Origin of the sequence: Nocardioides panacis, assembly GCF_019039255.1 — a bacterium.
GTDB lineage: Bacteria > Actinomycetota > Actinomycetes > Propionibacteriales > Nocardioidaceae > Nocardioides_B > Nocardioides_B panacis.
This window is the reverse complement of record NZ_CP077062.1, coordinates 2,011,614-2,031,027: the sequence shown is the minus strand read 5'-3', so window position 1 is coordinate 2,031,027 and position 19,414 is coordinate 2,011,614. Positions and strand designations below refer to the sequence as shown.

The window sequence follows — 19,414 nt, the reverse complement described above, 5'->3', positions numbered from 1 at the left end:
CCTGGGGCGACGGGCGCGCGGGCGTGGTGGGAACGCAGCGGGTCGGTGGTGACTCGTCTCCCACATGCGACCCACCCGCCCACCCGTTGTCGGGACCGGTCGCGCCGGCGGACTGCTCACTGTCGTCGTCGCGGTCCAGCTGCTGCTGTCGGTCCGCTTCTTCTTCAAGTACGGCGGACCGCTGCCCGGGCCGGCCTACGCGGCGTACGTGGTGGCCGGTCTCCTGGTCTGGGGCGTCGTCCTGCGGCGTCCGTGGCTCCTCCGATGGCTCTGCCGCGGCCGGGTGCTCGGCCTCGCGCTCGTCGTGCTGCTCGCGATGGTGGCGGTTGCCTACCCCCGGGCCGATGCCCTGCGCTCGGTGGGCCGCGGCTCCGACCAGGACGACTGCGTCCGGGAGCTCGTCGGCAACGTGCTGGCGCTCCGTGCGCCGTACGGGGTCGGCTACTTCGGGGACCCGTGCTCGACGGGGCCGGGGGAGCTCGTGCCCTACCTCCCGCTCGCGCTGTGGGACGGCTACCTCGTCGTGGTGCCGGGCATGGCTGTCCTGCTCGGCTACCGCGTGCTGAGGCTGCTCACCGACCAGAGCACGGCGGTGTTGCTGAGCCTGACCCAGTTCCCCTGCTGGCTGTTCCTCGAGATGGCGGCGACGGGCTCGGACATGGTGGTGATCGGCTGGCTGTTCGCCGTCGCGACCACCGCATCGACGCTGGGCCTGCGGCGACACGACACGGTGCTGATGGTGACGGGCGGCACGGCGTACCTCCTGTTCGCCACGAGTCGGCTGCCGCTGCTGGCGGTGACCGCTGCGTCGGGGGTGGTGCTGCTCGGCGTGTTCGGCGCCCGGGGCTGGTGGGTCGTCGCGCCGGTGCTTCTGGGGGCGACGACGCTGTACGTCGGCACCTGGGCGGTCGCCCCTGCGTCGTTCCGACCCGGGCACCTGGCGGGCAAGTCGGTCCGCGTCCTCCACGACCTCGGACAGGACCAGCTCACCGGGCTGGTGGCCGTGGCGGTCCTCGCCCTGGGCGCGTCGGCCGTCGTCGTCCTGCGGCACGGCGCGGTGGGCGTGCTGCGCCGGCATCACGAGTGGGTGCACCTGCTCGCCGTGACGGCTCCGATGGCCGCTGTCGCAGTGTGGGACCTGGAGCGCAAGGGATTCGACCCGGCTGCCTGGGAGGGTCTGCACTACCTCTACCTGGGTGTGCCCGCGCTGCTGGTCGCCGTGGCGGCACGGAGCCGTACGACGAGGTCAGCGGGACGGGTCCCGTCGCCCGACCTTCCCCCGATGGCCCGATGTGGCGATGGCGACCGGCCGGCGTCACCGGCAGGATGGAAGAGGATCGGTCGTCGAGGGAACCCGGATGCCTCCTGCTGACTCGTCCTCTGCGGGAGGTGGTCGAGTGGCGGACAGCGGCTACGTCCGCGAGGTCTACGAGGCGTCGTACCGGCGGCTCGTGGCGCAGGCGTACGCCGTCGCCGGGGACCGCGTCGAGGCGGAGGACGCGGTGCAGGAGGCGTTCGCGCGAGCCGTGGCGGCGGGCGAGCGGTTCCGGCGCGTCGACAACCCCGAGGCCTGGCTGCGGACGGTAGCCCTCAACGTGCTGCGACGGCGCTGGCGCCGGGCGCAGATGTTCCGCGTGCTCAGTCCGAGGATCGCTTCCCCGTCCGACGTACCCGGGATCTCGGAGGACCACGTGGCCGTGATGGAGGCGCTGCGGGCGCTGCCGTTCCAGCAGCGCGAGACCGTCTCGCTGTTCTACCTAGGAGACCTGTCCGTGCAGGAGATCGCCGCCACGCTGGGCGTCGCCGACGGGACCGTGAAGTCCCGGCTGAACCGCGGGCGTACGGCGCTCGCGAAGCTGCTGCAGACCACCGTGGAGGCCGACCGTGGATGAGTCGAGGCTGCGCTCGATGCGCGGCGACGTCGAGGCGCACGTCGAGCTCCCCGACTTCGCCGTCGTCGCCGAACGGGGCCGACAGGTCCGGCGGCGCCGGGCCGTCGTCGCGGGTGCTGCCGTCGCCGCCGCCGTGCTGGTCGCGACCGTCGGCGTCGCCCAGACCTTCGACCGCGAGCGGACCCAGGGGCCGGTGCAGCAGCCGGCACCGACGATCGACCGCACGGGAGCCGCGCGGGTGCTCTCCGACCCGGACGCACAGGTCGACGCCGATGCCTCGAAGGTGGACGGCGCCGGTGACCTGCTCGCGGTCGTCACGGTGCCCGGTGGCAGCGATGACTGTGGAGCGCCGGGCGGCACTGCGCTGCGGTGGTCCGCGGTCGACGGAGGCAGCCGCTCGTGGCTGGAGCGGCGGCGCCCCGTCGTACCTCTCGTGGACGGTTTCGTCCTGGGCTCGGTGCCAGCTTCGTGCCGTTCCGGTGCCCCCGCCGAGACGCGGGCCTACCTGGTGGACGGCGCCGGCAAGGCACGCGCCCTCGCCTGGGGGCCCGGCGCCGAGGGCGTGTGCGCGGCCCAGCCCGCGGACCCGCGCTGCCGCTTCGACGTGCAGCGGGCCAGTGGCTCGCTGGACCCGGACATCTCGCTGCCGCGAGGCACCGAGCCCGTCGCGACCGGGCCGGCGGAGGTGCGGTGGGCCCGGTCCTCCGACGGGCGTCGCCTGTCCTGGTCGGACGACGGGAGGTCGTGGCGGAGCCGGACGACGTCGCTGCCTGGCGGCTCGATCGTGAGCGCGACGGCCGCCGGCGCGTGGGGAGTGCTGGCCGGGAACACCTCGGTGGAGTACACCTCCGACGCGGGGGCGACCTGGCACAGCCGTGACCTGTCGGCTGCCTTGCGCGGCGTGAGGATCGCCGACGTCGACTGGACCGTCACCCGGTCCGGCGTGCTCCTCGGCGTCACCCGGCTCGTCGGGCGTGGCGACGTCCTGTTCCGCAGCACCGACCCGTCCTGGACCCGCTTCGTCGAGACGGACGTGCACACGTCGTTCGGGCTGGTCAGTCCGATGGTGCAGGGGGAGGCGGTCTACGTCGTCGACGACGAGCGGTGGCTGGTCTCCACCGACGACGGAGCGACCTGGCGGCGCACGCCGGCACTTCCCCGTGCCCGCTGAGGGAACCTCGCGGGTCGTCCGTGACTCGCTCCCTGTGCGGGCACGGCACAGGAGGCACGAGATGGGCGCACACGTTCGGCTGGTCCATGTGGCCCTTCTCCTGGGCTGCCTCGCGACGGGTGGGTGCAGCAGCGGCCCGCAGCCGCCCGGACCGTCCGGCGCCGCCAGGTCGCACGGAGCGCCGGTGGTCTCCGGACGGGTGCCCCCCGCGAACCACGCTGCACGGGACGCGAGCCTGGCGTATGGGCCACCCGGCACGGGACCACCAGGTCGAGGGGTACGCCACCACCAGCAGCGGCGCGCCGGGCGCTCCCGTCGCGCTCCGGGTCTCGACGACCGCCCGGTCCTTCGACGTCGACGCCTACCGCATCGGGGCGTACGACGGCGGCGACGGCCGGTTCGTGTGGGGGGCGAGCCGGCTTCCCGGCCACGTGCAGGCGCCGCCGACGTTCGCGGACCCCGAGCGACGCACGGTCGTGGCGCGCTGGCGGACGGACACGATCGTCGCGACCACCGGGTGGGCACCGGGCCTCTACGTGTTCAAGCTGAGCGCCTCGTCGGGCTGGCAGTCGCAGGTGCCCTACGTCGTGACGTCGCCGACGGCGCGCGACCGGGTAGCCCTGGTGTTCCCGGTGACCACCTGGCAGGCCTACAACGACTGGGGCGGCTACTCGTTGTACGAGGGGCCCGCCGGGGACCGGCGCAGCTGGGCCGTCAGCTTCGACCGTCCCTATCCGGCTCCGGGTGCGACGGACATGGGGTTCGGCGCCGTGCCCGTCGTCGTCGCCGCCGAGCGCCTCGGGATCCCCCTGGCCTACTTCACGAACATCGACCTCGCCCGGCGTACCGGTGCCCTGGGCGGAGCGCGGGCCTACGTGTCGTGCGGCCACGACGAGTACTGGTCCGAGGAGATGCGCGAGCAGGTCGAGCGGGCCCGGGCGACGGGGACCAACCTCGTGTTCCTGGGAGCGAACACGATGTACTGGCGCATCCGCTTGGAGGGAGACGGACGGACCGTCGTCGGCTACCGCGGCGACGCTGCGCTCGACCCCGGGCCCCCCCTCGACGCGCACCGGGCTGTGGCGGGAGGGCGTCGAACCACACGCCGAGCACGGGCTGACCGGGATGGACTACGAGTGCTTCCCCGTGGACGCGCCGTTCCGGGTGGCCTCTCCCGGCTGGTGGGGCTTCGCGGGCACGGGCACCCGGCGCGGCGAGGAGCTGCACCACCTCGTGGGTGTGGAGGCAGACCGCGTCTATCCCGTGCGGGGCACGCCTCGGCCGTTGCAGGTGCTCGCCCACGCGCCGTACTCCTGCCGCGGCGTGCCCACCTCCGCACAGGCGGTCTACTACACGACGCCGTCGGGAGCTGCGGTGCTCGACGTGGGCACGCTGCGGTGGACGTGCGCCCTCGCCGACCGCTGTCCGGTCCCGCTGACCCGCCGGACCTTGCGCTTCGTCAACCGGGTCACGGCAACGGTGCTGCGCGACTTCGCCCTCGGCCCGGCGGCACCAAGGCATCCGGCGCGCGACAACGTCCGGCAATTCGACCTGCCGACGACGAACCTCGTCCCCGCGAGCTGATGGCGCGGAACCCTCTTCGTTCGTAGCCTGCGCTGGGAGGCGGTTGAGGACCAATGGCCCGGGACGGCGGCCGTGGGGGCGCGTACGTTGGCGCGATCGGGTCGTCTTCGAGGGGGCCGCATGGCCGGTCTGGGCATCGACATCGGCACCGCCAACACGGTGGTGTGCCACCAGCGCCGCGGCGTGGTCCTGGACGAGCCGTCGGTCATGGTGGTGCCGGCGTCCGGTGCTCGCTCACGGCGGGTGCGGCCCCTGCTGGTGGGCAACGACGCCCGCGACCTGGTCGGCCGCTGCCCGGTCGGGCTGACGACGATGCGGCCGTTGCACGACGGCGTGATCGTCGACCTGGAGGCAGCCCGAGGCTTCCTGGTCGGGGTGATGAGCAAGGTCGCGGTGCCCGGATGGCAGCGGGTACGCCCCCGGGCGGTGATCGAGGTGCCTGCCGGCGCGACGGCACTGGAACGGCGGGCCCTCCTTGAGGTGGCCGCGGAGGCCGGCATCCACAAGCCGAGCCTGATCCCGGAGCCGATCGCCGGTGCCGTCGGCTGCGGGTTGGACCCGCTCGAGCCGCGGGCGCACATGGTCATGGACGTCGGCGGGGGTACGTCGGAGGTCACCGCGTTCTGCTACGGCGGTCTGCTGGCCCACCGCTCGTCGCGGATCGCCGGGGACGAGCTGACCCTGGCGCTGCACCGCTACCTGCGGGCCGAGCACCAGCTGCTCGTCGGCGAGCTGAGCGTGGAGGCGCTGAAGTGCCGGGTGGACCTCGACGAGGGGCTGTCCTCGGTCGTGCAGGGCGTCGACCTGGCCACGGGGCGGCCGCGCCTCGTGACGCTGGAGTCCGAGGAGGTCCTCGAGGCGCTGCGTCCGACGGTCGACGCGATCCTCGCCGCGCTCGCGGGTGCGCTCGACGACCTGCCTCCGCAGGCGGCCGAGGACATCCTCACCGACGGGGTCATGCTCTTCGGCGGCTCGACCCAGCTGCGGGGGTTCGCCAAGCTGGTCGAGTCCGCGTTCGCCTTCCCGGTGCGGATGTCGGCGCGGCCGTTGACCTGCGTGGCCGAGGGCGCGGCCCGCTGCCTCAGTGACCGTGACGTGGTGCACGCCTACGAGGACAGCTTCGTCGACGCCATGTGACCCCGGGACCCGGTGCCGCGGCGGTGGACCACGCCGTCAGCGGCGGTGCCCCGACGGCGGTCCGACGTCCAGGATCTGCCGCTCGTGGGCGAAGAAGTACTGCATCACCGGCAGCACCACCGCTCCTGAGGTGCTCACCCCGTGGCCGCCACCGCGCACGAACGACGTCGCCACCATGCGGGGGTGCCGCAACGGAGCGGCCGCGGTGAACCACGAGTCGGGTGCCCCGTGGGGGGCGGACGGGTCCTCCGCGGAGCCGGTCTTCGCGCCCGACCGGACCGGCAGCGCGGTCAGGATGCTGGCCGTGCCGGAGGTCGCCGCGAGGGCCATGCCGGCCCGGACCGGCCCGAGCTTGCCGGCGTAGGGGAGCCGGTGCGCCCTCGGCCACCGCAGACGGGTGGACGGCCCGTCGCCGTGGCGGTAGGAGAGACCGAGGTGGGGCGTCACCCTGGCTCCGGTCGCCACCGCCCCTGTCCACAGCGCGTCCTGCAACGGCGTCACGGTCAGGTAGCCCTGGCCGATGCCGAGGATGACCGTGGAGCCGGGGTACCAGGTGCCGCCGCCCCGGGTGACCGAGGCGGGGGTCCCGAGGTACCCGCCGGTCTCGCCGGGCAGGTCGATGCCGGTCGGCCGGCCGACGCCCAGGCTGCGGGCGGTGTGGATGATCGGACCGGGGCCCAGGGCCCAGGCGAGCTGGTAGAAGTAGACGTCGTTGGACCAGGCGATCGCCTCCATCAGGTTCTGCGCCGGCAGGGTCATCCAGTTGCCGAAGGTGTGGTTGCCCAACGTCCAGGAGCCGCCGCCGGGTAGCACCCGGTACGGCGACACCAGCCCTCGCCGCATGTTCGCCGCGGCGACGACCAGCTTGAAGGTCGACCCGGGCGGGGCCGCCACCTGCGTCACGTGCTCGAGCATCGGGCTCGCCGGGCGGCGGGCCAGTCGGGCCAGGCGCTGGTTGTGCACCGGAGGGCCGAACACCCGGCTGTGGTACGACGGCAGGCTGGCCATCGCGAGGACCTCGCCGTTGCGCGGATCGAGCACCACGGAACCGCCGAGGTCCCCGCGGGGCTGTCCCGGCACCCCGCGCAGCACGGTGGCAAGCGCCCCTGTCAGGCGGCGCTGCAGTCCCAGGTCGAGAGCGAGCCGCACCGTGCTGCCCCGCCGGGGCGGGGTGTAGGGGCCGAGCCGGGCCGGGTTCCCCGCGGGCGTGACGTAGACGCACCGACGACCGTCGGTGCCGCGCAGGATCGGGTCGTAGATCCGCTCCAGCCCGGACCGCCCGACGACGGCTCCCAGCCGCAGGTCCGGCCAGCGCGCCATGTCGTCGGCCGTGGCCACGCCCGTCCACCCCAGCAGGGGGCCGAGCTGGCCGCCCCGGGGGTAGCGCCGGCGGGTCTCGGGGATGACGACGACACCGGGGATCCGGGCCTGGCGGACCCGTCGACCGGCCGGCGGGGGAAGGGAGGCGACCTCGAGGTCGAGGCTCGCCCGGTGCCGCAGGAGCAACCGCCTCAGGACGCTGACCGGCCTGGCGGTGAGCGCGGCGAGCCGCGGCACGTCGCGGGGGCGGACCAGCGCCGGCACCGTGGACACCAGGTCGCGGCCGACGTCGACCGCGAGCGGAACACCGTGCCGATCGGTGATCTCGCCGCGCGCCGCGGTGACCTCCGTGCACCGCAGCATCTGGCGCAGGGCGGTCGCACGCAGCTGGGTGCCGCCGGTGCTCTGCAGCTGCCAGGCGAAGCCGACCAGGAAGATGAGGGTGGCGCTGACCGCGACCGCGGTGGTGCGGGCCAGGCGCGGGCGCAGCTGGACCAGGTCCGGGAGGGTCCAGAGCTGGTGGCTCTCCCCGTCGGCGCGCAGGGCGAGCACCAGTCCGACCGTGGCGATGTGGACGGCGGCCGCCGTACCGCCGTAGCTGAGGAGCGGAAAGGGGACACCCGCGGTCGGGACCAGGCCGAGGTTGCCCGCGACCGAGATCGCGACCTCGACGCTCAGCAGCGCGGCGAAGCCGGCCGCAGCCAACCCCGCCGGACGGCTCCACGCGCGACGGCTGGCGCCGACGATCCGCCACACCAGGACGACCGCGGCCAGCACGGCCAGCGAACCGGCCAGGATCCCGTGCTGCTCGACCAGGCTGGCGAAGGCGAGGTCGGTCTCCCGCTCGGGCAGGTACAACGACACCAGCCGGTGCAACGGGTTCTCCGTGCCGCCGGTCAGGCCGCCCCAAGCCAGCGCGACGTGCATCTGCAGGATCGCCCAGCCCGACCCGTTCACGCTCGTCGAGCCGCTGAGGAAGGAGTGCAGCCGTTCCTGCTGGTAGGGGTGCAGCAGGTGCTCGCCGAACGGCAGCACCAGCAGGGCGGCCCCCAGGAAGACTGCCAGCGCCTTGAGCGGGATCCGGCCGAGCACCAGCATGCTGGCGGTCACCGCGCACAGGACCGCGGAGGTCGACAGGTCCGGCTCGGTGACCACGAGAGCGATCGGCAGTGCCGCCACCACCACGGCCGCGGCGAGCCGGCGTGGCCAGGGGCGGTCGCTGCCGAGCACCTGTGCCAGGACCAGCAGCAGACCGAGCTTGGCGAGCTCGGAGGGCTGCATGGTGAACGAGCCCACATCGAGCCATCGGCGAGCGCCGTTGACGGTCGACCCGAGCACGTCGACCGTCATCAGGAGCACCAGGCTCACCACGTAGCAGGCCCACCCGAGCCACCGCAGACCGTCAGAGCGCCATCGCAGCAGCACCAGGAAGAGAGCCACCCCGGCCGCGTCGACGACCAGCTGGTGCTGGACCATCGCGCGGTCGCCGAGGGCCGCGAGGTTGGCCAGGCCGAGGCCGACCAGGACCGCCACCGACGCGATCGCCAGGGGGTCGAACCTTGGCGCGAGGGGGGACCTGCGTGGGTCTGCCCGGCCGAGGGCCCGGTCGACCGGCGCCCAGCCGGCCCCGTTCGACGCTCAGCATGGCCGCGCTAGCAGTGCGGGGCGGACCCGGGGAGCCGCACCGGGGCGGACTGGACCCGGGCCGGTGCGGTCGTGAGGGCGACGAGCGCGAGCGACCCCCGCGGCACACGGACCGACGAGCTGGCGAAGACCGTGCGCCAGCCCGGCTGCGGGGTCACCGTGGTCGGGGCGGACCAGGCCATGCCGCCGTGGCACGCACGCGAGGCCCCCACCCTCCACCGCACCGGCTGTCCGGTCGAGCCGGTGCCCAGGTGCACCGTCACCTTCACCGGGCACGGCGAGCCCGGACGACAGCTGCCGGACTTCTGCACCAGGACACCTGCGACGGGCCCGGCGTGCCGGGCGGCGAGCGTGGGGACCGCCCGCGAGCGGTGCGCCCGCGCGGGCTGTGCCGGCTTCGGCGTGTGTCGGGCGGGCGCGTGGGTGGCGGGCGCGCTCGGCTGGTCGTCCCGGCCCACGGACGCGACCATCCCGGCGCCTCGTTGGAGGAGCCCGACGTAGGCGCTGGCCGCGAGCGCGGCCACCAGGACGGCGACGACGAGCGCCACCCGCCGACGCCGGGTGTGGGAGGACAGGTGCGCACGGCGGGCTGTCCGGCTCGCCCCGGCGGTCGCCGGTACGGCTCGCCTCGGCGCGGGGCGGGAGGGGTCGGTGGCAGCAGGAGCCACGCCCTGGGTCCGCGTGCGTCGCGTCGTCGGCCGTACCCCAGCCTGCGAGGGGCCGTCCTCGGCGGGTGCCGGGACGGGCGGTACGACGCGGGTGGCCGCCTGGACGAGCGCGGCGAGCTGCGCCGAGAGGCGCTGCCGGGCACCGGAGCCCGAGGTAGCGGTCAGCGCCTCCTCCAGGCCGTCCGCCCGGGCGTCCGGGTCCGGCGCGGGAGCCGTGGCCTCCTCGAGCAGGTGCAGCAGCAGGTGCTGCTCGGGCTTGGGATGCGCCGGCAGCCGGCGGGCGTTCTGGAGCAGCTGCCGCAGCAGCTCGGTGACGGGCTTCTCCTCCTCCGCGGAGGTCACCGCGACGTCGAGGTCGCCCGTGGGCGTGAAGCTCACCGGTCCGAGACGACAGCCGACGGCGCTCCCTGCAGCCGCCGTCCCGGCCGCGGCGCCCGCGCGGAGCAGCCGCGCGGCCACGAGCAGGGCCTGCCCGGGGGTCAGGGTCGCCACCGCGAGCAGCTGCTCGAACGGCACCGGCTGGCCCGACGCAGTGCGCGGCGAAGGCGGTGCCGCCGGGGCGTGCTCCTGGTCGCCGACGCGCTGCTCGGGAAGGGCGGGTGCGGTCGTGGCTGCGGTCTCGTGAGTCATACGATCACCAGTCGTTTCACGCCAAGTGGTGGTGGCGGCCCCCGGCGGCCCCCGGCGGCCCCCCCGTCTGACGACTGAACCGCGAGTTCCAGTCTGCGACCCCGGTCGACCCCGGTTCCAGGGTCCTAAGACCCTGACGTGGGCAGCGCGACGAGCAGAGCGGCAACCGGATCTGCGCCAGGGTCCGCGCTGGTGGTCACGCCCGGCGGCGCAGCCGGTGCCCGGTGACCGTCGTGCCGGCCGCGGGGTCGAGCCGGAGGGCCTCGAGTGCTGGGCCCACCAGGAGCACGGCGAGCATCGCGAACGCCAGCCGGAAGGCCTGGTCGGGTCCGCTGCCCAGGCCGAGGTCGTCCGCGAGAGGCCCGCCCAGGCGTACGAGGAGTGCCCCGACGGCGACGCCGAGTCCCGCACCGAGCTCCTGGAGCGTCGACATCAGGGTGTTGGCGTGAGTCATGTTGCTCGGTGGGACGTCGGCGAACGCGACGCTGTTGTAGGCGGTGAAACCGATCGATCGGAAGATCCCGCTGAGGAACAGGACGCCGATCACGACGGGGACCGGGGTGGAGCCCCGGAGGGTCGCCATGGCCAGCAGGCAGACGGCGGACGCGACGACCGCCGTCAGCATCACGGTCCTGATGCCGCACCGGCGCATGAGCGGGGTGGTGGCCGGCTTCACCGCGACGTTCCCGACGAACAACGCGATCAGGATCGTCCCCGCCTGCGCGGCGCTCCACCCGAGGCCCACCTGGAGGAACAGCGCCATGAGGAAGGGAGTGGCGGTGATCACCGCCCGGAAGACCGACCCTCCCCCCGCGGTGACGCGGTAGGTGGGGATCAGCAGCACGCGCAGGTCGAGGAGCGGGGTCGCCGTGCGCAGCAGGTACCGCACCGCGGCCACGAGGGCGAGCAGGGAGACGCTCAGGGAGCCGACCACCAGCACGGGATCGGCGTGCCCCGTGCCGATGCCCTCGAGCCCCACGACGAGCGCGGCCACGCCGACGGCGGTGAGCGTGAAACCGCGCCAGTCGAGGGCGGTGGTCGCCGGGCCCCGGACGTCGGGCATCAACCGCCTGGCGAGCACGACGCCGACGATCCCGAGGGGGACGTTGACGAGGAAGATCAACCGCCACGACGCGTACGTGCTCAGCAGCCCCCCGACCGCGGGAGCGATCACCGGCGCGAGCAGCGCCGGCCAGGTCAGGTACGCGATCGCCCTGACGAGCTCGGTCTTGGCCGTCGTGCGGAGCACCACCAGCCGGCCCACCGGGACCATCATCGCTCCGCCCAGGCCCTGCAGGACGCGCATGGCCGTGAGCATCCGGAGGTCGGTGGCGAAGGCGCAGCCGATCGAGGCGAGCGTGAAGATCCAAACGGCGAGGACGAACACCCTCCGCGCCCCGACCCGGTCCGCGAGCCACCCGCTGAGGGGGATCATCACCGCGAGCGTCAGCACGTAGGCGCTGATCGCGATGTTCAGCGACACGGCCGGCACCCCGAAGTCGTCGCCGATGTGCGGAGCGGCCGGCGCGATCACCGTCGCGTCCAGGATCTCCATGAAGAGGGTCCCCGCGACGAGCAGGGCCAGCCCACGGGACACCTGACCCGGCGGCCCGAGCGCTTCCCGTGCGGGGCTGCCGGGGTCGGTCGGGCCGTTCGCGCCTCGGTCGTCGGCACTCATGCTCGGCCCGGCCGGTGCCGGTCGGGCCTCCTCTGCGCACGGCTGCGGGGTCGCCGCGGGGGGAGTCACCTCCGGCGCCTGTCCCGGCGGTCGTCGTGCACCGCCGGCAGCACGTGGGTCTCGGCGTCGTCCGAGGGCTCCTCCGTGGCGGGCGGCCGCCCCTCGGGCGCGGGTCGCCCCGGCGTCGGCAGACGGGTGCGGGTCCGCCGGACCAGCCGCACCTGCCGCCTGATCCGTTCGCCGAGATCCATCTCGCCCAACAGGCGCTTGACGGCCGACCGCACGGCCGCGACCAGCTCGATCAGGTCGGGGTCCGCCGCGGACGTGAGCATGTCGTCGAGCCGCGCGCTCGCCTCGTGCAGGCCGTCGAGTGCCTGACGCAGCGTGTGCACGTGAGCGGAGGTCATGCGCTTGGTGTCGTCGGCCTCGTCCCGGACCAGCTGCCCGAACGCGTCGACGCCCGCGCCCATCTCCCGGAACGTCTGCGCGAGCGCCAGGAGCACGTCCTCGGCGGACTCGTCGTCGAGCCAGGCGGCGTCGGCAGGGGCGGCGTCCACCAGTGCACGGAACATCCCCCGGATCGAGACAGCGGAGTGCTCGAGCGCCTCCAGACCCTGACGCAGCCCCGGTCCCGCGTCGGCCGTGCCGACGGCGCGGACGTTGAACCGACGCCCCTGCTCCGCGAGGAGCAGCGCGGCGCCGACCCGGGGGATGTCCTCGTGGGTGATGCGGCGTGCCTCGTCCAGCCAGCTCCGGGCGTACGGCGCCAGCTCCCGACCGTCGCGCACCACGTCGGACACCTCCGCCGCTGCGCGGTGCAGCAGCTCGCTGAGCGCGTCGGCCAGCCCGTCGATGGCTCGGCCGGCGTCGGCACTGGCGACCTTGCGCGGGAACACCAGGGTGGCCGCGATCCCGACGGCGGCGCCCACCAGCGTCTCGGCGAGGCGTTGCCAGGCGGCGGCATCCGCGCCGAACGAGCCGACGCCGAGCACGAGCATGCCGCTGATCGCCACCTCGACGAGGTTCGCGCGCAGGTGCAGTGCCTGGCCGATCGTGATCGAGACGAGGATGAGCAGGCCCAGGCTCCACCACTCCAGCGGTACGACGGTGGCGAAGGCCACCGCTACGGACACGCCGGCCACGACCGCCACGACCCGGTCGACGCCACTGGCGAGCAAGGAGACCGGCGTGACCTGCACGACCAGCATGGAGGTCAGCGGTGCGAGCAGCGGCTGCGTGCCCGGGAAGAACCAGGTCGCCACCACGTAGCTCGCGACGGCGGCGACCGTGATCCGCAGCGACCACAGCACTGCCGCGCGACCACCGCCGCGCAGCCGCGACAGCTCGCGGGAGAGTCCTCTGCGCCACCATTCGTGCACGCTTCATTCTGCCCGTTGCGCGGGGAGTTCGCAGGACGGTTGCCGGCCGTCCGCTAGGAGACCGGGGTGGTGACCTCGTCCTCGGGCGTCGGGGCGAGGTAGGCGTGCACCAGCGGGACCACGGACGCCCCCTCCCCGCTGGCCGCGGCCACCCGCTTCATGGAGCCCGAGCGGACGTCGCCGGCCGCGAAGATCCCGGGCACCGTCGTGGCCAGGTTGGCCGGGGGAAGCCCGTCGACCCATTGGTCACGCGGGACGTCGCGGCCGGTGAGGACGAAGCTGTTCTTGTCACGGGCCAGCTCCTGGGGGAGCCAGTCGCAGCGCGGTTCGGCGCCGAGCAGCAGGAACAGTCCCCGTGCCTGCGCGGTGGTGCGTTCACCCGTGACGGTGTCCTCGAGGCACAGCCACTCGAGCTGACCCGCACCGCCTCCGTCGACCACGCGGGTGCAGGGCCGCACCTCGATCCGCTCGTTGTAGCTGATCTCGTCGACGAGGTACTGCGACATCGTCTCCTCGATCCTGGGCCGCCGGACCACGATGGTCACCGTGCGCGCGAACCGGGCCAGGTGCAGGGCGGCCTGCCCGGCGGAGTTGCCGCCGCCCACCACCACGACGTCGTAGTCCTCCATCTCGCGGGCCGCGGTCATGGCGGCGCCGTAGTTGACGCCGGCCCCGACCAGGTCCTCGAGCGCGGGTACGCCGAGCTTGCGGTAGGTGACACCGCTCGAGATGAGGATGGTCCGGGCCCGGATCTCGCCACCGTCGCAGCGAAGCAGGTGGGGGCTGCCCTCCCCGCCGGGCTCCAGGGCAGTGACCTCCCATCCGGTGAAGAACTGCGTGCCGAAGCGGAGCGCCTGGTTGCGGGCCCGTTGTGCCAGCCGCATCCCGGAGATGCCGCGGGGGAAACCGAGGTAGTTGCGGATCATCGAGCTGGTCCCGGCCTGGCCTCCGATCGCCTCGGCGTCCAGGACGACGACCGAGAGTCCTTCGGAGGCGCCGTACACCGCCGCCGCCAGCCCGGACGGCCCGCCGCCGACGATGGCGAGGTCGACGACCTCGTCGATCTTGAGGTCACCGGGCCGGCCGTTGATCGAGATCGCCACGTCTCGAACGCTCGTGGCCTGGATCGGCACTCGGTTGGCTGCTACGACGAGGGGCCAGCGCAGCTCCTCGACGCCCAGCTGCTCGCGGATCCCAGCCAGGTAGTCCTGGAGCTCGGGAGCGTCCGGGTGCCAGACCCGGTTCTGCATCCCCATCCGATCGAGGAAGTCGCGGATCGCCATCGTCAGGGAGTCGCGGGCCGGGGAGACGATCTTGGCGGTCACGACCTCGGGCTGAGGGACGGTGGACGTCCAGTCGGAGAGCAGGTCGGTGATCGCGTGGTGGAACTCCTCGTCGCGCTTGCCCCGCGGCATCAGCAGGTAGGCGTCGTACTTGCCCTTGGCCAGGCCGATCCGGAGGCTCGGGCCGTCGGCGAGGAAGTAGTCCCAGTGCGCCGCGATGACCCGGCGGGCCGTGGGCACGACGACGCGCCAGCGATGGATCGCCGCGAAGATGTGGTCGACGTCGGGCAGCCTCGAGTCGGTGACGAACATCGCTACCTGGCCGCCGGCGTCGCCGATCTCGCGGGCGACCTCCTCGGCCTGCGCGGTGTTCGTCGCCGTGCGCAGCTCGTAGTCGCGCTGGTACCTGCTCCGGAACTCGTCGAGGAGCACGTCGGCGTGGTGCTCCGAGACCAGGATGATGGCCGGGTCCACCACGATGTCCCTCCTCAGCTCTCGGGCGACGGTGCCGTCCGCGGACCGCCGGAACCCGGACGGAACACCCTGTCGATCCTGTCGAGAACGGTGCCGATGATCAAGACCCCCGTGCAGCGGCAACCTCGCCCCGGACGCCGTGCTCCCGTGTTCGCCTTCGCACCCCATGGACGGGTGCCGGCGCGCCTGCGGGTGCCGACGTCGCGGGGGACGGTGCGGGTCAGCCGGCGGTCGTCGTACGGCGGTCGTGGCTGCGACCCAGGACGATGCCGAGCCCGATCATGCCGAGGCCGAGCACCAGGTGCAGCCAGTCGTCGGCGGTGTTGAGGGGCACGAAGTTGGACTGGCTCATGTCGTCGGTGACCAGGCCGTAGACCCAGAGGACGAGGTACACCGCGCCACCGGCGACCAGGTAGCTGCGGGCGCCGCTCCAGCTGCGGGACAGGGCCAGGCCGACCACTCCGAACAGCAGGTGCACGACGTTGTGCAGGACCGACACCATGAAGACTCCCAGGAGGAGTGCGCCAGAGCCGTGACCGGCGAACGCCATGGCGCCGTAGTGCGTGGTGATGCCGGGAACGAAGCCGAGGACCCCGACGAGCAGGAAGACGCCGCCGACCACGGCCGCGGCGAGCTGCAGAGGCGTGCGGGACGAGGTGGACGGGGTGGAGCGGGTGTCGCTGGTGGTCATCAGATGTCCTTCAGGGGGGAGGTGAGGGGGCGCGGCACGTCGTGTACCGGGTTCAGGGGGTGGTGTGACGGACGTCATCGACTTGCGAGAGAGGCGTGACGGGTCCGGCCGTGCGGGACCGTGGTCGAACGAGATCTGTGGGGCGACTGACGCCGCGATCTCGACGCTCCCGTCCACTACCCGGTCCCATCCGTCCCATGCGTCCCGCTCACCCGGGGCCGGCGTCGCCGAGCCGCGCCGCTTTCGCGAGCCGCGACGGACATGCCCGATCAGTACGTCTAGGCCGGAGAAATCGGCGGTGTCCCTGCCGGAGTGCGGTTGCCGTGACGGGGAACAACCCTCCAGTGACTGCTCTCCAGAGAAAGCCTGACAACCAGGTGGCCCACCTGTCCGATGCGGACGTCGAGGCCATCGGCCGCGAGCTCGACGACATCCGTCAGACCGTCCTCGAAGCCCGGGGCGAGCGCGACGCGGCGTACATCCGCCGGGTCATCAAGGCGCAGCGGATCTGCGAGCTGAGCGGTCGGGCGCTGCTGCTGCGCAGCGGCCTCACGCCGGCCTGGCTCCTGGGGACGGCGTGCTTGGCGGTGGCCAAGGCGCTCGACAACATGGAGATCGGCCACAACGTCCTGCACGGGCAGTGGGACTGGATGAGAGACCCGAAGATCCACTCCACGACCTGGGACTGGGACCACGCGTCCCCGCCCGAGCAGTGGAAGCGCGCGCACAACGTGCAGCACCACTCCCACACGAACATCCTGGGCAAGGACAACGACCTCGGCTACGGGATCATGCGCGTCGACGAGGACCAGCCGTGGCAGCCGCGGCACCTGGCGCAGCCGCTGTGGAACTTCGTCAACGCCTGCATCTTCGAGTACGGCATCGCGATGTACGACATCGAGATAGGGGAGCACCTGCGGGAGAAGCGGGGCGTCACCCCCCGAGCTCCGCTCGCGGCTGAAGCAGACCGGCCGGAAGATGGCCCTGCAGGTGGCCAAGGACTACGTGGTCTTCCCGGCACTGTCCGGGCGGTCCTGGCGCCGTACCCTCGCCGCCAACCTGACCGCGAACCTGGCCCGCAACCTGTGGAGCCACTCGGTGATCATGTGTGGCCACTTCCCCGAAGGGGTCGAGACGTTCGAGCAGCGGGCTCTCGACGAGCGCGAGACCAAGGCCCAGTGGTACCTCCGGCAGATGCTCGGATCCGCCAACATCTCGGGCAGCAGGGCGATGCATCTCATGAGCGGCAACCTGTCCCACCAGATCGAGCACCACCTCTTCCCCGACCTGCCGAGCAACCGCTACCGGGAGATCGCCCCCAAGGTCCGTGACCTCTTCCAGCGCCACGGGCTGACCTACCACGCCGCACCGCTGCCCAAGCAGGTCGCCAGTGCCTGGCACAAGGTGCTCCGCCTCTCGCTGCCCAACGGCTGGCTCGAGCAGACCACGCTCCGCACCGCCCCGGGCCGGATCGTCCGGCTGCTCCGCAGACCGTCCGTCGAGCAGGGGACGCCGGCCCTCGCGGCTCCCGGCCAGCCGCGTGCGGTGCGTCCGGCTCTCGGTCTGCCCCAGGCCGTGTAGCGGAGACCCGGCACGGCACCGGCAGGCGGTAGCCTCCGCGCGTGACCTACAGCGATTCCGGATTCATCGCCCTCATCGGTGCGGAGGCTCCCACGGCCGGGGACGGCGAGGCCAGCCTCGAGGTGGATGTCGACGAACGGCACCTCAACGCCGCCGGCGCCGTGCACGGCGGCATGCTCGCCACCCTGGTCGACATGACCATGGGAGCCGCGGTGCGCAGCGTGGCCGACGGTGAGGCGGCGGCGACCAGCCAGCTCTCCGTCACCTATCTCCGCCCCGGCAAGCCCGGGAGGCTGGTGGTCACGGCGTCGGTGCGGAAGCGCGGCGAGAGCCTCACGATCTGCGAGGCCGACGTGGCGCAGGACGGCACGTCCCTGGTGCACGCCCTGGCGACCTTCGCCCTCGTCGCGAGCTGATCCCTGCACGCGCGCCGAAAACTTCTAGGGTCGGTGTCGAAGAGCGTGACGGTCGTTCGACGTACGGGCGAGAAGCAACTCCCCGGCAACCACTAGGAGTGATCAAGATGCCGCGATTCATGGGATTCGTGAGGATGGAAGAGGGCGTCGGCACGCCACCTCAGGCGCTGTTCGAGGCCATGGACGCCTACATCGGTGAGCAGGCCGAGAAGGGGGTGTTCCTCGACGGCGGCGGTCTGTACGGGACCGAGGACGCCGTGAACTTCGTGGTCCGCCAGGGCGAGGTCAGCCGGGTCGACGGGCCGTACGCCGAGGCCAAGGAGGTCGTCGGCGGCTGGGCGATCATGCAGTACGACACCCTCGAGGATGCCGTGGCCGACCAGCGGGAGTTCGCCGAGCTGCACGCGAAGTACTGGCCCGAGGTCACCGTGATCTCGACCCTGCGCCAGATCTCCACGGGCCCCGAGGCGCCCGGCGACTGACCAGGACTCACTACGCTGGCAGCGTGCCGGCAGAGACCAACGCGGATGACCCGACCGAGGCCATCTTCGCCGCGTGGCGGGCCGAGTCGGCCCGCCTCGTGGGCGCTCTCACCCGGATGACCCGGGACGTGGAGCTCGCCGAGGACCTGGCGCAGGACGCACTCGTGGCCGCGCTCGAGCAGTGGCCCACGTCCGGCGTGCCGCAGAACCCGGTCGCGTGGCTGATGACCATCGCGAAACGGCGCGGCATCGACCACTTCCGGCGCGCCGACGTCCTTCGCCGCAAGCTCGCGGAGCTCGAGCACGCCCGCGGGGGAGAGGAGGAGGAGATGCCCGACCTCGACGGCCAGGTCGACCACATCGAGGACGACGTCCTCCGGCTCATCTTCTTGTCCTGCCACCCCTCCCTGTCGGCCGAGTCCCGGGCCGCGCTGACGCTGCGCCTGGTCGGCGGCCTGACCACCGCCGAGATCGCCCGCGGGTTCTTGGCCACCGAGTCCACGATGGGCCAGCGCATCTCGCGGGCCAAGAAGACGCTCGCCGCGGCGCACGCCGAGTTCGAGCTGCCCACGGGGCCGGAGCGGACCAGGCGTCTCGACGACGTGATGGCCGTGATCTACCTGATCTTCAACGAGGGCTACACGGCGACCGCCGGCGACGACTGGATGCGTCCCGACCTGGCGAGCGAGGCGACGAGGCTCGCGCGCATGCTGGCCGCACTGGCTCCCGACGAGCCCGAGGTGCTCGGGCTGCAGGCGTTGCTGGAGATCCAGGGCTCGCGGATGGTCGCCCGGCTCGACGAGCACGGCGCACCGGTCCTGCTGGAGGCGCAGGACCGGACCCGGTGGGACCAGCTGCTGATCCGGCGCGGGTTGGCCGCCCTGCAGCAGGCGGAGCGGCTCGCCGCGCGCGGGAAGCCGGTCGGGAAGTACTTCCTGCAGGCCTCGATCGCCGCCCAGCACGCCCGCGCCGGGCGCGCCGAGGACACGAGCTGGCGTCGCATCGCGGCTCTGTACGACGTGCTGGCCGATGCCGCGCCGGGACCGGTCGTCGAGGTGAACCGGGCGGTCGCCTACGGGCGGGCGTTCGGCCCCGACGCGGGGCTGGCCGTGCTCCAGGAGCTGGACGCGGGGGCCCTCGGCGACTCGCCGCTCGTGCCGAGTGTGCGTGGAGACCTCCTCGAACGGGCCGGGCGGCACGCGCAGGCGAGCGAGGCGTTCACCGAGGCGGCCGCGCGCACCAGGAACGAGAGCGAGCGGGCCGTCCTGCGTCGTCGGGGCGAGCTGAACCTGGCGCGGGTGCCGAAGTCCGGGTGAGGCCCGCGCCGAGCCGAACGGCGTCATGTTGCGTTCAGGTCCGCGACCTAGCGTCGTAGACGTGATGG

Annotated in this window: 16 protein-coding genes and 1 pseudogene; 10 read left to right on the top strand and 7 right to left on the bottom strand. The window is 73.1% G+C overall.

What is annotated here, in order from left to right; translation table 11 throughout:
* Window positions 1-64 precede the first annotated feature (64 nt).
* From KRR39_RS09870 to KRR39_RS09850, 6 genes and pseudogenes are all read left to right on the top strand, one after another.
* A complete protein-coding gene (locus KRR39_RS09870; RefSeq protein ID WP_216941849.1) occupies window positions 65-1,372 on the top strand; it encodes a hypothetical protein in 1,308 nt (435 codons plus the stop codon).
* Window positions 1,373-1,397: 25 nt separating this feature from the next.
* Entirely contained in the window at window positions 1,398-1,892 is a 495-nt protein-coding gene (locus KRR39_RS09865; protein WP_216941848.1) for an RNA polymerase sigma factor, read from the top strand.
* The gene (locus KRR39_RS09860) at window positions 1,885-3,063 is read left to right on the top strand and encodes a WD40/YVTN/BNR-like repeat-containing protein (protein WP_216941847.1); all 1,179 of its coding nucleotides are present in this window, start codon (window positions 1,885-1,887) and stop codon (window positions 3,061-3,063) included. Before KRR39_RS09865 ends, KRR39_RS09860 begins: the two co-directional genes overlap by 8 nt.
* Window positions 3,064-3,149: 86 nt before the next feature.
* Window positions 3,150-4,106, top strand: a pseudogene (locus KRR39_RS26070) (N,N-dimethylformamidase beta subunit family domain-containing protein); the annotation flags it as partial.
* Entirely contained in the window at window positions 4,102-4,647 is a 546-nt protein-coding gene (locus tag KRR39_RS09855) for a N,N-dimethylformamidase beta subunit family domain-containing protein (RefSeq protein WP_367303733.1), read from the top strand. The pseudogene KRR39_RS26070 and the gene KRR39_RS09855, both read left to right, overlap by 5 nt.
* 120 nt (window positions 4,648-4,767) lie before the next feature.
* Window positions 4,768-5,784: a rod shape-determining protein gene (locus KRR39_RS09850; protein ID WP_216941845.1), complete on the top strand. Its 1,017-nt coding sequence runs from the start codon at window positions 4,768-4,770 to the stop codon at window positions 5,782-5,784.
* 36 nt (window positions 5,785-5,820) lie between these two features.
* Here KRR39_RS09850 and KRR39_RS09845 read toward each other — a convergent pair whose 3' ends face one another.
* The 7 genes from KRR39_RS09845 to KRR39_RS24670 form a co-directional block, all read right to left on the bottom strand.
* The gene (locus tag KRR39_RS09845; protein ID WP_216941844.1) at window positions 5,821-8,637 is read right to left on the bottom strand and encodes an FtsW/RodA/SpoVE family cell cycle protein; all 2,817 of its coding nucleotides are present in this window, start codon (window positions 8,635-8,637) and stop codon (window positions 5,821-5,823) included.
* Window positions 8,638-8,756: 119 nt separating this feature from the next.
* Entirely contained in the window at window positions 8,757-10,046 is a 1,290-nt protein-coding gene (locus KRR39_RS09840; RefSeq protein WP_216941843.1) for a hypothetical protein, read from the bottom strand.
* Between the two features lie 196 nt (window positions 10,047-10,242).
* Window positions 10,243-11,724, bottom strand: coding sequence for an MFS transporter (locus tag KRR39_RS09835; protein WP_216941842.1), 1,482 nt, complete (start codon window positions 11,722-11,724; stop codon window positions 10,243-10,245).
* A gap of 65 nt (window positions 11,725-11,789) precedes the next feature.
* Window positions 11,790-13,103: an FUSC family protein gene (locus KRR39_RS09830; protein WP_216941841.1), complete on the bottom strand. Its 1,314-nt coding sequence runs from the start codon at window positions 13,101-13,103 to the stop codon at window positions 11,790-11,792.
* Between the two features lie 53 nt (window positions 13,104-13,156).
* Window positions 13,157-14,863, bottom strand: a complete 1,707-nt coding sequence (locus KRR39_RS09825) for an NAD(P)/FAD-dependent oxidoreductase (RefSeq protein ID WP_254185645.1) — start codon at window positions 14,861-14,863, stop codon at window positions 13,157-13,159.
* Window positions 14,864-15,080: 217 nt separating this feature from the next.
* On the bottom strand, window positions 15,081-15,551 hold the full coding sequence (locus KRR39_RS09820) for a DUF4383 domain-containing protein (RefSeq protein WP_216941840.1): 471 nt from the start codon (window positions 15,549-15,551) through the stop codon (window positions 15,081-15,083).
* A 278-nt stretch (window positions 15,552-15,829) separates the two neighbouring features.
* On the bottom strand, window positions 15,830-16,465 hold the full coding sequence (locus KRR39_RS24670) for a hypothetical protein (protein ID WP_254185644.1): 636 nt from the start codon (window positions 16,463-16,465) through the stop codon (window positions 15,830-15,832).
* A gap of 64 nt (window positions 16,466-16,529) precedes the next feature.
* On the opposite strand from KRR39_RS24670, the gene KRR39_RS24665 reads away from it, so the two are divergent.
* From KRR39_RS24665 to KRR39_RS09800, 4 genes are all read left to right on the top strand, one after another.
* Window positions 16,530-17,132, top strand: coding sequence for a fatty acid desaturase (locus KRR39_RS24665; protein ID WP_254185643.1), 603 nt, complete (start codon window positions 16,530-16,532; stop codon window positions 17,130-17,132).
* Between the two features lie 41 nt (window positions 17,133-17,173).
* Window positions 17,174-17,548, top strand: a complete 375-nt coding sequence (locus KRR39_RS09810) for a PaaI family thioesterase (protein WP_216941839.1) — start codon at window positions 17,174-17,176, stop codon at window positions 17,546-17,548.
* 119 nt (window positions 17,549-17,667) lie between these two features.
* The gene (locus tag KRR39_RS09805; protein WP_254185642.1) at window positions 17,668-18,030 is read left to right on the top strand and encodes a YciI family protein; all 363 of its coding nucleotides are present in this window, start codon (window positions 17,668-17,670) and stop codon (window positions 18,028-18,030) included.
* 23 nt (window positions 18,031-18,053) lie between these two features.
* On the top strand, window positions 18,054-19,346 hold the full coding sequence (locus KRR39_RS09800; RefSeq protein ID WP_216941837.1) for an RNA polymerase sigma factor: 1,293 nt from the start codon (window positions 18,054-18,056) through the stop codon (window positions 19,344-19,346).
* The last annotated feature ends 68 nt before the right edge of the window (window positions 19,347-19,414 follow it).